The organism is Sporosarcina sp. FSL K6-3508 (genome assembly GCF_038615825.1).
Lineage (GTDB): Bacteria > Bacillota > Bacilli > Bacillales_A > Planococcaceae > Sporosarcina > Sporosarcina newyorkensis.
Window position 1 is genome coordinate 1,117,757 of the sequence record NZ_CP152016.1, and the last position, 14,000, is coordinate 1,131,756.

At 43.4% G+C, this 14,000-nt stretch carries 16 protein-coding genes; 12 read left to right on the plus strand and 4 right to left on the minus strand.

Features of this window, described 5'->3' with window-relative positions:
* Positions 1-45 precede the first annotated feature (45 nt).
* Both MKX97_RS05130 and MKX97_RS05135 read left to right on the plus strand, forming a co-directional pair.
* Entirely contained in the window at positions 46-1,458 is a 1,413-nt protein-coding gene (locus MKX97_RS05130) for a UDP-N-acetylmuramoyl-L-alanyl-D-glutamate--2,6-diaminopimelate ligase (RefSeq protein WP_342537483.1), read from the plus strand.
* A gap of 68 nt (positions 1,459-1,526) precedes the next feature.
* The gene (locus MKX97_RS05135; protein ID WP_009765623.1) at positions 1,527-1,970 is read left to right on the plus strand and encodes a YlbF family regulator; all 444 of its coding nucleotides are present in this window, start codon (positions 1,527-1,529) and stop codon (positions 1,968-1,970) included.
* Between the two features lie 624 nt (positions 1,971-2,594).
* Here MKX97_RS05135 and MKX97_RS05140 read toward each other — a convergent pair.
* Positions 2,595-3,473: a glycerophosphodiester phosphodiesterase gene (locus MKX97_RS05140; RefSeq protein WP_342537124.1), complete on the minus strand. Its 879-nt coding sequence runs from the start codon at positions 3,471-3,473 to the stop codon at positions 2,595-2,597.
* 245 nt (positions 3,474-3,718) lie between these two features.
* Here MKX97_RS05140 and MKX97_RS05145 point away from each other — a divergent pair, with 245 nt between their 5' ends.
* On the plus strand, positions 3,719-3,991 hold the full coding sequence (locus MKX97_RS05145) for a YlbG family protein (protein WP_040758281.1): 273 nt from the start codon (positions 3,719-3,721) through the stop codon (positions 3,989-3,991).
* Between the two features lie 5 nt (positions 3,992-3,996).
* Here MKX97_RS05145 and MKX97_RS05150 read toward each other — a convergent pair whose 3' ends face one another.
* Positions 3,997-4,392: a methylthioribose kinase gene (locus tag MKX97_RS05150; RefSeq protein WP_342537125.1), complete on the minus strand. Its 396-nt coding sequence runs from the start codon at positions 4,390-4,392 to the stop codon at positions 3,997-3,999.
* Positions 4,393-4,496: 104 nt separating this feature from the next.
* Here MKX97_RS05150 and MKX97_RS05155 point away from each other — a divergent pair, with 104 nt between their 5' ends.
* The 3 genes from MKX97_RS05155 to coaD are packed head-to-tail and all read left to right on the plus strand — an operon-like array spanning position 4,497 to position 6,977.
* Positions 4,497-5,939, plus strand: a complete 1,443-nt coding sequence (locus MKX97_RS05155) for a hypothetical protein (RefSeq protein ID WP_342537126.1) — start codon at positions 4,497-4,499, stop codon at positions 5,937-5,939.
* Positions 5,936-6,490 (plus strand): 16S rRNA (guanine(966)-N(2))-methyltransferase RsmD, encoded by a 555-nt coding sequence (rsmD, locus tag MKX97_RS05160; protein WP_009765618.1) that lies wholly within the window; start codon positions 5,936-5,938, stop codon positions 6,488-6,490. The genes MKX97_RS05155 and rsmD overlap by 4 nt, the downstream gene beginning before the upstream one ends.
* 4 nt (positions 6,491-6,494) lie before the next feature.
* Entirely contained in the window at positions 6,495-6,977 is a 483-nt protein-coding gene (coaD, locus tag MKX97_RS05165; RefSeq protein WP_040758278.1) for a pantetheine-phosphate adenylyltransferase, read from the plus strand.
* A gap of 83 nt (positions 6,978-7,060) precedes the next feature.
* On the opposite strand, the gene MKX97_RS05170 is transcribed toward coaD, so the two are convergent.
* Positions 7,061-7,948, minus strand: coding sequence for a hypothetical protein (locus MKX97_RS05170; protein ID WP_342537127.1), 888 nt, complete (start codon positions 7,946-7,948; stop codon positions 7,061-7,063).
* 128 nt (positions 7,949-8,076) lie between these two features.
* Between MKX97_RS05170 and MKX97_RS05175 the strand changes: the two genes are divergently transcribed.
* Positions 8,077-9,123 (plus strand): SepM family pheromone-processing serine protease, encoded by a 1,047-nt coding sequence (locus tag MKX97_RS05175; protein WP_340758501.1) that lies wholly within the window; start codon positions 8,077-8,079, stop codon positions 9,121-9,123.
* Between the two features lie 7 nt (positions 9,124-9,130).
* Here MKX97_RS05175 and MKX97_RS05180 read toward each other — a convergent pair whose 3' ends face one another.
* Entirely contained in the window at positions 9,131-10,333 is a 1,203-nt protein-coding gene (locus tag MKX97_RS05180; protein WP_342537129.1) for a nucleotidyltransferase, read from the minus strand.
* Positions 10,334-10,459: 126 nt separating this feature from the next.
* On the opposite strand from MKX97_RS05180, the gene MKX97_RS05185 reads away from it, so the two are divergent.
* From MKX97_RS05185 to MKX97_RS05205, 5 genes are all read left to right on the plus strand, one after another.
* The gene (locus tag MKX97_RS05185) at positions 10,460-10,993 is read left to right on the plus strand and encodes a YceD family protein (RefSeq protein WP_342537130.1); all 534 of its coding nucleotides are present in this window, start codon (positions 10,460-10,462) and stop codon (positions 10,991-10,993) included.
* A gap of 24 nt (positions 10,994-11,017) precedes the next feature.
* A complete protein-coding gene (rpmF, locus tag MKX97_RS05190; RefSeq protein WP_009765612.1) occupies positions 11,018-11,191 on the plus strand; it encodes a 50S ribosomal protein L32 in 174 nt (57 codons plus the stop codon).
* Positions 11,192-11,271: 80 nt separating this feature from the next.
* Complete coding sequence (locus MKX97_RS05195) at positions 11,272-12,075, plus strand: enoyl-CoA hydratase/isomerase family protein (RefSeq protein ID WP_340758504.1); 804 nt, start codon at positions 11,272-11,274, stop codon at positions 12,073-12,075.
* 136 nt (positions 12,076-12,211) lie between these two features.
* Complete coding sequence (locus MKX97_RS05200) at positions 12,212-12,427, plus strand: biotin/lipoyl-containing protein (RefSeq protein ID WP_009765610.1); 216 nt, start codon at positions 12,212-12,214, stop codon at positions 12,425-12,427.
* 18 nt (positions 12,428-12,445) lie between these two features.
* Positions 12,446-13,996 (plus strand): acyl-CoA carboxylase subunit beta, encoded by a 1,551-nt coding sequence (locus MKX97_RS05205; RefSeq protein WP_342537132.1) that lies wholly within the window; start codon positions 12,446-12,448, stop codon positions 13,994-13,996.
* Positions 13,997-14,000: the final 4 nt, after the last annotated feature.

Below are 14,000 nucleotides of genomic sequence, written 5' to 3' on the forward strand. Positions count from 1 at the left end.
AAAATGTTCGGGAAGGGGCGAGACTCCGTGCTTTTATCTGAATTAATGAAGGATTGGCCATGTACGTTGCTTAAAGGTTCTATCCGTCAAAAAATTAATGGTATCACTGAATCTTCAGAATGTATTAAGGAGGGATATGTGTTTGTAATAAGGAAAGGCACTGTACGCGATGGATTGGACTTTGTTGAGGAAGCATTAATCAAAGGGGCGAATACGATCGTAGTGGATCGAGTCAATTTGGATCTTTCAAATATTCCTTCGGAGATCACCGTTCTACTGGTTCCGGATAGCTCCTTATTTATCTCTTATGGAAGCGCGAAATTGGCTGGGACCCCAGGTGAGGAACTGACGATCATTGCGGTTACAGGGACGAATGGAAAGACGACTGTCAGTCATTTCATTGGTCAATTATTAATGGCTGCAGGATGCCGGACAGCTATAATTGGTACGACGGGGGTTTATATGAATGGAGAACTGACAGAGACCATACAAGATTCCATGACTACAATGCCGGCAGAACGTTTGCATCCTATTCTAAGACAATGTGTAGATCGACAAATCACTCATGTTGTACTTGAAGCTTCTTCTTTAGGCCTATCTTCTAATCGATTGGCGCATTGTCCTATTTCAATTGGCATCCTCTTGAATATAGGGGTTGACCATTATGCTGAACACGGAGGAAAACAGCAATATATAGAGGCGAAAAAGCGTTTGATTCTGTTAGCTGAAAAGCTGATTGCCAATGAAGACGACCCAATTTGTTATGAGATGAGCAAGGACTCAGCGAGCAAGCCGATGTATTTCAGTGCTGCGCATTTGAATGGTAAGCCTTATCCTGCCGACAAACTTAAGGAGTCTTCTTTTTCTGTGTTGGGAAAGCATAATGAAATGAACGCAAAAGCAGCTATTTGTGCATTATTGGCATTAGGGTATTCATATAATGAAATCCATTCCAAATTGTCTGCGTTGTGCTTGCCAAAAGGGCGACTTGAGAGATATAGCCAAGACGGGGTAGAAATCTATGTAGATTATGCGCACACACCGGATGCTTTGCAAGTCGTACTAGAGGCTTTGTGTGCGCATGCAAGCCAGAGGGTAATCACGGTATTTGGTTGCGGCGGAGATCGGGATCATGAAAAGAGACCTCAAATGGGGGCGATAGCCGCACAGTACAGCACGCATGTCATACTTACTTCAGATAATCCGAGGTCTGAGGAACCTTCGCAGATCATCTTAGACATCTTGGCAGGTACTACAGGCTTTCCTACGCCGATAGATGTCCTGCTCAATCGAAAATATGCGATTCAGTATGCGATACGAATAGCTCAAGCTGGAGATGTCGTATTGATTGCTGGGAAAGGTCATGAACAGACACAGCAGATTGGCGATAACGTTTATCATTTTTGCGATATGGAAGAAGTAAAGCATGCTTTTTTCGATAAAAACCGTTTGGATTGAAATTCTTAATGAATAGGCGAACGGGTTCTTTTTTGGTATGATGGTGGAGATAGGAGGTGCGGCAATTTATGATGATGACGGATGAATGGATGCGTGTCATCGATATGGCGGAAGAACTTTCCGATATGCTGCTGCGTTCTGAGGTTGTGAAAACCTATCAAGACGCGTACGCCCGTGTGTATTCAAATTCTGATCTGCGGAAAAAGATCATTGATTTTAATAAAATGAAAGAACAATATGAAGAGGTTCAACGTTTTGGACGATATCATCCTGATTATAAAGTGATCATGAAGGAAATACGTCTTCAAAAAAGAGCCTTGGATTTGCGCGAAGAAGTGGCGGCTCTACGTTTGGCAGAAAACGATGTCCAATCGCTTTTGGATGAAGTCGGTATTCTGATCGGAAACTCCGTGTCAGAAGCTGTGAAAGTTCCTGCTGGAGACGGAGCATTCACAAACAGCTCCTGTGGCGGAGGTTGCAGCTCAGGCGGCAGCTGCTCCTGCTCAGCGTAAAAACTTCTACAATTTCTTTCTACGAGAAAACCCTGCATTTAAAATGCAGGGTTTAGTTTGTTGGCGAATATTAGAGTAATAAAGTCGAATTAATGCCGTAGAAAAATAAAGCAAGAGGAAGTAGGCTTGCGTTCCGGAGATTTGCGCTCCAGATGGGACGCTTTCCGCGGGGCGTGCGGTGAGCCGCTTCCCTCGCTTCGCTCAGTCCAGGGTCTCACCTGTCACGCTAATCCCGCAGGAGTCGCCCATCTTCCGCACCAATCTCTAAAAGTGAATTGTGACACATAGTGAACTCTCTGTAGATAGTGTGAAGTGCGAGTTAGAGCCCACCTGAACAGAAAAATACCAGTGCTTTCACTTGGACGTTACTTCTTGTATTTACAACATTCTTAGGATAGACGGTCAACTCATTAAAGTTAGGAAGATACGCTAGTTGATCGTAGTGGAAGGCGACTCCTGGGGGATCAGCGTGCGCCTTGAGACCCCGCAGGAAGCGAAGCGAACGAGGAGGCTCAAGCCACGCCCCCGGAAAGCGTCCGCCTGGAACGTAGATCAACGGTGCCGTACCCACTTGCCAAATCTTTTGTTAAAAAGCTTAACCCTTGCAAAAACCATGCAACGGTTTTAGTTTTCATTGAAATAGCTCAAGACCTGTTTAGGTTCTGTTGTGATAAATCCGGCGATTTCCAGTTTAGATAGTTTTTGAATATCAACTGTGTCGGTTAACTCATATAGCACTGTGATATTCAATTGCTGCAAAAATTGCACGAACCCATCCGATGCAAGAGGGAATACTCCGATTTTCTCCGGCAGGCAAAATAAGTCCGCGTTTGGTTTGTATAAATGACCAAATTTACTCGAATACGCCACGTAAGCTTTTTTAATTTCCTCGTTGCCGGCACCCAACGCAACAGAGTTTTGTGCATATAAATTAAAGCGATCGATTTGTTCATCATATGAACTTGTCACTACAACCCGATCCGCAGCATCCATCTCTTTCAGCAATCGCCACAACTTCGAAGGGATTAAGCTGCCTTCATATGTATCAGGCGAGTCACTCATTGAAATGACATGCAAAAGCTGTGGGAACGTTTCCAGCAGTTCGCGCAGAGATACAATAGATGAGGCCTCTTGATCTGCAAGCGATTCGGAATCATCAATAACAGGAAGTTTCTCATTCTGTAATTCTGCTAACGTATAGTCTGCAATAACACCGGTAAGCTGTAGATCATGGCTCGGTGCTAAAATAATTTCTTCATCTTTTGTAAGCCGGATGTTCACTGCAAATCCGTGTACGCCCAAATCGGCTGCATTTGTGTATGCTGTGAGCAAATGGACGGAAGGGTCTTCGGCAATATCGACATTTGCTAATACTGCTATTTCAGAAAATTGAAGCGCTTTCTTCTCTTCCCGCGGCTCTTGTTTCACAACAACTTTTGAAGCCGCCCAAGCAGCAACACTCGCGGCTCCTACAGTTAAAGCAACTTTTGTTTTCCTCCCCACTCAAAAACCTCCTCAGTAGTCAGTCATTCTCCACTGTATTTTTTCTCACCCAGCTTTTACTGAATATATACCTTACCTAGTGTAACTCATTCATTGGAATGTGCGCAATCATTGATTGATGGATATTTAGCCGATGAAGATGTCCGCTCTCATGATATGCAACATAATGTAAACATTAATCATGCAAGGTTGCAGGACTTTTCTCACCTATGGTATTGTATGGAGTAAGAAAGAGGGGGAGAATTATGATTGATCGGCAAGGAATAATTGTCTATCTCCATCATTTAAAACAAGCAAAATCATTGCGCAAATTTGGGCATGTTCACTATATTTCTAAAAAAATGAAATACGTCGTCCTATACTGTGATCAAGACGACGTGGAAGCTACGATGGGCAAGTTGGAACGTTTGCCTGCTGTGAAAAAGGTTTTGCCTTCCCAGCGGCCGTTCGTAAGCACCGTATATGAAAATGCCAAACCTGATAAAGCCAAAGAATATGATTATAAAACTGGCCTATAATGTTCTCACTGAAGTGGCGGCAGCAAGTGATTCAAACGTAAAATACCGATAATGTACTGGTAAAACAAATCTTTTTCAGCAAATTGAGATGAATGCTTAACTTCTACTCTAATAGGTGATGCATTCATCGCTTCTGCATGCTCAACAAACAAATCATATCGTTTGGATGGTTTATCTGCAGAATATGTGATGCCTTCACGGCAAATATAAATCGGCATATAATGGCTGTCGGCACGTGCCGGTGAAAATGATACGGCAAATGAAAGACGTTCAGCCGAACCGTCTCCGGATGAAAAAATATAGGATTTATAGATCCTGTGGGAATTTGTGGACATTAACTCAAGTAATTCGTAAATGTCACTATAGCCTTCTCCCAGTTCGATAAAACGTTGTTGAATCATTTTAGTACTCTTCCTTTCATGCAATTGGTTCATGCAACTGCCGTTGTAGTTATAGTCTTGTGAATGGATCTTATACATCATACCATGTGATGAGGTGTTGTACTTTGAAAATCATCTTGAGGATTTTGCTTCTTTTACTAGGAGTAAATGCAGGTCTCCTTTATTTGCATTATAGTCAGTCGGCTGCAGCAAATGGGGCGAAGGATCATCCGGATACGTACCGCCAAGAAATTGAAGTCATTAATCGTGCAGATGGATTATACATCCGTCACCACTTTTATGATTTGGCAACAGGCCGATACGAAATAATTTGGCCTGAGGGGAGTGTAGAGCAAGAATGTCTGACTGAGGGGTCCGCTTCCTGTTCCCGATTGAATGAAGCGGGTATCGCTTTCGATGAAGGAGAAGGAGATCAGCAGTCTATTGCGTATAAAATACCGAAGAAAGGTTCGTTAAAAGGTCGGAAATTATTCAAACGACCTTTTGTTTTGCTTCAAGATGCCAAACCATTGACAACAGTCTTTCATATGACGGATGAACAAAATATCGGCGGCATGTGGGTGAATGGTCTTGAACGAGTCGGCAAAGCGGATAAAGAGCGAATTTCCTATCGATTATATCGCGGAGTAGGCTTTGTTAATGAGTTGTATTGGCAACCGCAAGATGTACCGATTGCGTATTCCGGTAATAAGTTGTCTGTATACGGTGAAGGGATCAAAGAGAAGCAAATCAAAGAGATGGAGAACATACTGGAGGAGATCGGCGGTGATCACGTGAGCGTGGTATTGTCGCCTCTCAATAAAACTTTATATGCGCAGCGTTTTGTAGTGGAGAAACCGATGAATATGGATCAGGTAGTAAAGCAAGTAGCTCGAATGAGTGTCCAGTCGCGTTTTATGATACCGGCGAATGAGCCATCGATGAATAGTATGCTGGCATCCATTCTTGGCGATCAGGCAATTGGGACGAAAGCTGAACAAGGTGCTTTTAATCGCCTGAAGGAATCATTGGACGAAGAGAAATACAATGCGTTCCGTCAAAAAGTACGTGGGCGAATTGGACAAGAATTGTCGGCTGCGCAGTTAGACGAGGAATTGCAGAACGTGACGAACTTTGATTCGCAATATTTCCAAAAAACGATGCATGAACAGCAATATAGTTATCCATTTTTGTTGTTGGACTCGCGAAATGTGTTGTTGGATGGAGAAGAAATAAAAGATCTAAAAGCGGTTGTTCAAGATGGGAAAAGCTTGTATCCGGCAGACGAATTATTAACACGGATGGGTTATCAAATCACTTCAAATGAGCAATCCATCTATATTGAAAGTCCAAAACGTAATTACCGCTTTTCCAAGATCGAACCTTTTTACGTCATGAATGACCGGAAATACGACTACCAAGAAGAACCGTACAAGTATATCAATGGAAAGTTATATTTCGATGAAGTTTGGTTAAGACGGATATTTTTAGTGTTAATTGAGAAGTCCGATGAGTCAATCGCCATTGAACAGATTGAACGGCTAATAAAGGGGATGGAAAAAGAGTGAGGGTCATTTCTGGTTCCAGAAGAGGTACGCCGCTAAAATCTTTGCCGGGTACTTCCACGCGTCCGACATCCGACAAAGTAAAAGAATCAGTATTCAATAAAATTGGACCATACTTCGATGGAGGGACTGTCGTCGAACTCTTCGGTGGCAGTGGCTCTATTTCAATCGAGGCGTTATCTCGGGGAATGGATCAAGCGATTGTTTTTGAAAAAAATTCGAAAGCCTGTGCAGTCATTAAAGCCAATGCTGAAAAATGCCGATTGGAACAGCAAGTACATATTGAACGAAAAGATGCAAGACAAGCTGCTGCGGTCCTGAAGCAAAAGAACGTGCGGATTGATTTGTTATTTGTCGATCCGCCTTACGCAGCAGTGGATTATTATGATGGTATAAAAGAACTCATCGATCAGGGCCTGGTAGCGGAAGATGCAACGGTGGTTTGTGAACATGAGAAAGAAGTGACATTGCCTGAACAGTATGAAGCGTATACCCAAATAAGCTCTAAAATATATGGAAATACAGCTATCACAATTTATGAGAAAAGAGGATAATCGCATGTCAAAAATCGCAATCGTACCGGGAAGTTTTGATCCGGTGACGAATGGACATTTAGATATTATACAAAGAGCAGCCAGGACATTCCCGCAAGTGCATGTGGCGGTCATGAATAATTCTTCTAAGAAACCGCTTTTTACAGTGGAAGAACGGATTGCGCTGATCCATGAAGTAACTTCTCAGTACGACAATATAACCATCGATTCATCTTCAGGACTACTCATCGATTACGCGCATAAAATCAATGCATCTGTTATCGTCCGTGGCTTGCGGGCGATCTCAGATTTTGAATATGAAATGCAGATTACGTCTATGAATAGAGTGCTAGATGAAAGTATTGAGACGTTTTTCGTTATGACGAAGAGCCAATATTCTTTCTTGAGTTCTAGTATTGTTAAAGAGGTTGCTCAGTATGGCGGCGATATCTCTTCTCTCGTTCCGCCGCATGTGAATAAGGCATTGATTGAAAAATTCCGTAAGTAATAGATAGTTGAAAATTAGATATACTACAGAATGGTTATGATGGATTTTTCATCATAACCATTTTTCCTTAGTATGGTAACTACTTAATAAATCAAGATAAACAGCAGAGGGACCAGAACGGTATTCCAAGCTCTTCCGATGATGTAGGGTAGGATGCTGATGCCAGCACCTTTTGCCAGCGTCATGACTTGTATGTGGATGCTTAGACCGTTAATTGAAATGATGGCAGCTATGAGCATCGGATACATTGCGTCACCGCTAAAATGTTCCGTGGCGGATTGAACACCAGAAGTCATTTCAAAGACAGCTAATAATAAGGTTTTCGAAATACCCATATCGATAGGGAAAATACTCGAGACTAAATGCGATAGGACATTTCCCAATGAAGAAAAGAAAATCACTGTGGTGGCTACCAACAAAATGACTGAAGAGCTATCTTTAATTGAACCTAGCAGAGGAGATGTCTTTTGATCGCGTTCAACAGGTGGCTGCGGCACTGTCTTCACCCGTTGTTTCCTCAAAAACACTAGCAGTACAAGGAAGAACATAATATTAGCCAAATGTATGGCGATAAGCAGTTTCCAGCCGCTCGCTACGCTGCCGAAAAGTTCATTCCCAACAAATCCGATTATAAACATCGGTCCAGGCGCATGACAGGACGCAAGCAGCAAACTGCTTTCGGTTGTAGAAATCTCTCCGTTCTTCTTCATTTCGCTGACTGTCACAGCACCAACCGGAAAACCTCCGAAAGAACCGAGTACATACGCTTTTATGTATCTGCTCCACTGACTCGAAGGAAGATGATTGCTGGGCATTTTCAATAGCCATTGCGTTAAAATGATATAGGGCAGCAAGTAGGGCAGCAGGGCATGGACAAATAATTGAGCACCTGAAACAGCGCCTTCGTGTGCAATATCGGGCTGGATAATGAAGAGGATGATCAAAGCCCAAATGACCGTAACATTTATCATAGGCAAGTGTGGCGGATAGGAAAATGGCTATTCAAATCTCTCTCTCCTTCCTATATTTTGAACTACAATGAAATCTACCGTAATATATATGTTGTATTCGTACAGGCTATTAATGGAGGTGTGCTTTTATGAAGATGCGTAAGTGGGGGATATTGGCTGTAGTCCTTGTCCTCGTAGCGGTTCTGGCCTTATATCCATTAGATATGTATATTTCCCGGCCGGGAGGCGCTTATAATTTGGAGCCGCTTGTAGAAGTGGCGGGAGGAGATTCAGACGATCGCGGGACTTTTAGTCTTATGACCATCGCAATTGGGAAAGCAACGCCTATAACTTACGCGTTTTCATTTGTGTCAGATAAAATGAAACTGATGCCTGCCACAAAAGTGAGAAGGCATGGGGAAAGCGACGAAGAATACTCTGTGCGGCAAAAAAAACTAATGACAGACTCCAAAATACATGCGATTTCTGTCGCGTTTGATAAAACGGGACTGCCGATGGAACGGATTTTTAACGGTGTGTATGTTGCTGGAGTGATCCCGAACGGGGCCGCTGACGAAAAATTGCAAGTCGGTGATTTGATTGAGTCGATTGATAAAAAAAAGCTGTCTTCTGCTGAAGAATTTATGGATGAAATTAGCGCAAAAGATGAAGGAGCCGAAGTAAGCCTTCAAGTAAAGCGTGGAGACCAGAAGTTGACTATTCCTCTGCAATTAAAAAAACTTCCAGGAACCGATCAACGCGTGGGTCTCGGCATTCAATTCGAAGAACAGATTGAGCTTCAAACGGAACCGAAAGTGGATATCTTTACAGAAGACATCGGTGGTCCTTCAGCAGGCCTGATGTTCACGCTAGAGCTGATGAACCGCTTGTTGGATGAAGATTTGACGAAAGGATATAATATTGCTGGAACAGGAGAAATGTTGGAAGACGGATCGGTTGGGCGAATCGGTGGAATCGACTTTAAAGTAATTGCGGCAGATCGCCAGGACATCGAGATTTTCTTTGCACCTGACGATGAACTGCCTGAAGAAGTTAAGAAGAAAAATCCGCAGTTGGTGTCCAATTATGAAGAAGCAAAAGCGACTGCAGAAAAAATCGGTACCAAAATGAAAATCGTACCCGTAAAAACAGTGGATGATGCGCTGCGCTATTTAGAACAGTTAGAAGAAAAGTAAAAGGACGTTAGAGAAAAATCGGCGGCGTCCTATAATCCTTTCCGAGCGTAAGGGCAGGTGATTGGATGCCGGACATGTAAATATCCGTACTTTTTACATCCATCAGCAAAGCAGGGTCGGACAGCGAAGCCACTCTGCTGACAAGGGGTAATGGCAGTTGTTTCTTTATGGAACGTAAATAGCTTCGTCCCGACACTGTCATGCCGAGCAATCGGATATAAGAGGGATCTGTGATTTGCTCGCGTGTAGCTTTCCGATAACCTGTTAAAATATGAACGAGCATTCGTTGGATACTCGTCCACGTGTAACGTTTGGATTTGACAGCTTGCATAAACCCTTGAAAAGTGGTCTGTTCTTTTGCTGCGCGAAAAAAAGAAAATTCAATGCCCTCTCTAATGTCAGCGATTTCTATAAGCCGTTGTGGCTCCTCGCGAAGAATGCTATAACGGAGAAGGGGATAAAGCGCATCCCAACTATGAAAACCATACAGATCTTCCCAGTTTTTCAATAAACGATAGCTTGTTGACGGCATAAAAGGTTGCACGTCTTCAGCCGATTCGTTTGTGAAAATGGACTTCCGGATGCTTGTCGCACTCGCTATGGAGTCGGCAGGCAAAGCGGGATCATGGTAATGCGTTCCTTTTCGTTCGATTGTCAGCGGGATCATGGAAGAGTGGATGTCATTTGCTGCTTGCATATAATGAAATCCTAAAATGTTATTTGGTTCGGATAAATCGGCTAAGTCGATCGATGTATCATGGGATATGGCTTCATAGCCTTTTCGCAATGCGTTCGGATAGCTTATCCCCTCTCTCATCGCTTCTTTTATCACATTTTCGTAAAGTTGCTGATGTGTAGAAATTAATGTGAGACTGTTCGTAAAAGGTGCAATGGATCCTTCCTCGCTGCCAAAACAAAAATAACTGCAATACAGCGCGTCAAGAAGTTGGATGGCACCTTTGGCGAACTGAGGAGCATGAGCAGTAGCAAATGCATACGGCAGTTCGATGACGAGGTCGGCTCCGCCGGCAAGTGCCATTTTTGTCCGTGTCCATTTGTCCACTATGGCAGGTTCTCCGCGTTGCAGGAAGTTTCCGCTCATGACGGCAATAATGGTGTCGGCGTCTGTTTGTCTTTTTGCCTCTTGTAAATGGAAAAGATGGCCATTATGAAATGGATTATATTCGACTACAATTCCAGTAGCTATCAATGGAATCATCCTTTCTGCTTGTGTATAGTGAATTATAACGTTAAGCTTGATGAAGTGACAAGAAAATATCTTGACATCCATTATTTAAAATACTATAATCAACATTGTTGTCTTGAGGTGATAGACATGAAATGGTCCATTCATCAATTACGGAAACATAGGCAAGGCCCGCTACTGCTTGACGAAGCAGTAAATTTAGATTCCGTCAAAAAGCGGAATGAAGAAATTAGGGCAATTCAGCCTGTTCGAGTAAGCGGAACATGTTCAATTGGTGAGAAAAAGTTAACATGCCAGCTCCGGCTAGAAGGTTCGATGATTTTGCCTTGTGCACGTACGTGGGAAGATGTCGATTATCCTTTCTCCATTGAATCGATAGAACAATTCAGTTGGGATCAGGAAACGCTTTTGACAGATGATGAAATTCATCCTGTTGAAGGAGAAATAATCGATTTTACGCCTGTATTGGAAGAACTCATTTTGCTTGAAATCCCGTTACAAGTATTCTGCAAATCAGCAGAAGATATGCAGCAGGCAGAAGGCAAAGGATGGTCCTATACAACCGATGAAGAATTGGAAGCGAAACGGCAAGAAGAAGCAGAAGAAAAAGTAGATCCTCGTTTAGCGGGATTGGCTAATTTTTTTGAAACCGATAAAGAGTAAACCCTTATAAGGAGGTGCCCCCCAATGGCAGTACCAAAAAGAAGAACTTCTAAAACGAAGAAAAATATGCGTCGAACTCATTTCAAAATTGAAGCGCCAGGTATGACTACTTGCGAAAACTGTGGCGAAATGAAATTGGCACACCACGTTTGCAAATCATGCGGACACTACAAAGGAAAAGACGTTGTAGGCGAATAATTTAGATTCTACACAGCGAATAGAAGACTGCCCTGAGACCATGGCTCAGAGCAGTCTTTTTTGTTTTTCTTAAAAATGGTATGCTAAGTGGAAAAGGGGGAATTGTTTTGTCTTTTTCATTTGTAATCGAACCAACCATAAATGGGGAGTCCATTGCGTATTTTCGTATCATGAGACCTGAAATGAGAAATGCGGTTAACTATGACGTTATGTCAGGTTTGGAAGAATTCTTGGATCGGATTGAGGACGACCCGGAAATTTCATTTGCAGTCATTTCTGGTGAAGGCAATTTGGCGTTTTGTTCGGGGGGCGACCTAAGTGATTTTCATGGCTTCCAAACAGCGGAGGATGCTTGGCCGATGTTAAGCAGAGGAGCTAAAATTCTCTATCGTATTGCGACATTGCCGATGCCGACGATTGCCTTAATAAATGGAGCAGCAGTTGGCGGTGGCTGTGAGCTTGCCACGGCTTGCGATTATCGTCTGGTTGCCTCCCATGCGAAGGCAGGTTTCATTCAAGGTACTTTGGCAATTACTTCGGGCTGGGGCGGAGCTACATTATTGTTCGAGAAGAATAGCCCTCATGATCAACTTCTTCAGTTGACAAGCAGAGCGAGTGTTCATTCGGCAGATAAGTTGAAAGAACTCGGATGGGCTACGGAGGTCTATAATGGAGATGCTGATGCGGCTTTGGATCAATTTTTAGCACCTATGCTAAAAGTGCATCGCAATGTACATCGTGCATATAAATCTATCGCGACAAGAAAATGGCAGGCGAATAATTTGAGAGAAGCGATGCAAGAAGAAGCGCGTGTCTGTTCTGTGCTTTGGGAAAGTGACGCGCATCATGAGGCAGTTCAAAGGTTCTTGACTAAAAATAAGTAAAGTTTGACAACCGAAAAACATACACTGTTGGGGCACTATCTATTTACTTGTAAACGATTTCATAAATAAGTTACACTAAATGGAATAAGCCTTATGCAACAACCATCTCGACAAATAGAATACGAGGAGTGATTGTATGCAAGAAGTGAAAGCTGCTATGGCAGGCACGATTTTTTCGATTGAGATAAAAGTGGGAGATGTTGTAACGAGAGGACAAGTCGTTTTGATCATGGAATCTATGAAAATGGAAATCCCTTTGGAAGCGGAAGTTGACGGCACCGTTACCGCAATTAACGGGAATGAAGGCGATTTTGTAAACGAAGATGATGTGTTGGTGACAATCCAATCTTGACGGAAGGTGGGGAGTTTATTGACAAACAATTCGACAGAGACAGCTTATAATGCAAAATTGAAGGAAACGGCCAACCGAGTCTTTACTGGCGGAGCCGAAAAATATCACAATAAACTTGAATCGCAAGGAAAATTATTTGTCAGAGACCGCCTTCGCTTGCTGTTTGATGAGGGGAAATATGCGGAAGATGGCAAGTTTGCCAATTGTGAAGCGGTCGATCTTCCAGCAGACGGAGTCGTGACGGCGACAGGTAAGATAAATGGACAGACAGTCTGTGTCATGGCCAATGACGCCACTGTAAAAGCAGGTTCGTGGGGAGCACGGACGGTTGAAAAAATCATACGCATTCAGGAAACTGCTGAGAAACTACGGGTTCCGCTGCTGTATTTAGTGGATTCTGCCGGCGCCAGGATTACAGACCAGTTGGATATGTTTCCGAACCGCCGAGGGGCAGGACGGATCTTTCACAATCAAGTTCGCCTATCGGGTATGATTCCGCAAGTGTGTATTTTATTTGGACCATCGGCTGCTGGCGGTGCGTATATTCCCGCATTCTGTGATATTGTCATCATGGTTGAGGGAAATGCGTCGATGTATTTAGGGTCGCCTCGGATGGCAGAAAAGGTCATCGGAGAAAAAGTGTCGCTTGAAGAGATGGGCGGCGCGCACATGCACTGTTCAGTCAGTGGATGCGGGGATGTCTTGGTTGAAAGTGAAGAACAAGCGATCGTTGAAGCCCGGAGATATCTATCCTACTTCCCTGCACATTACGAAGCCCCTGCCAGGGCAGCGAAGCCTGGAGAAATAAAGGAAGGACGTTCACTGGAAGAAATTATCCCTGAAAATCAAAACGCACCGTTCGATATGTATGAAGCGATCGATCGATTGGTTGATGAAAATAGCTTGTTTGAAATTAAAGAGCTGTTTGCCGCGGAAGTGATTACGACACTCGCCCGGCTTGACGGTCGTCCGGTCGGAATTATCGCGAATCAGCCAAAAGTAAAAGGCGGCGTATTGTTTGTTGATTCGGCAGATAAAGTGACCAAGTTCATCACGCTTTGCGATGCATTCTCCATTCCGCTGCTTTTCTTAGCGGATGTCCCTGGCTTTATGATCGGAACGAAAGTCGAGCGGCAAGGAATTATTCGCCACGGTGCCAAGCTCATCATGGCGATGAGCTCCGCAACCGTTCCCAAAATTTCTGTGATAGTACGTAAAGCGTACGGAGCAGGCTTATACGCGATGGCAGGTCCTGCCTTTGAGCCGGATGTCTGTATCGCGCTGCCGACTGCCCAAATAGCTGTCATGGGCCCAGAGGCGGCTGTCAACGCGGTGTATTCCAATAAAATCGAAGCGATCACCGACCCGAAAGAAAAAATTGCATTCATTAAAGAAAAGCAGCAGGAATATAAACAGGAAATCAATATTTATAAAATGGCTTCTGAAATGATCATCGATGAAATCGTTGCGCCACATGAACTTCGAGAAGTACTAGCGGATAGGTTTGCATATTATGAAACGAAAGAAATCGCTCGTCCCCCGAGAAAACATCCCGTTTATCCTGTATAATAGA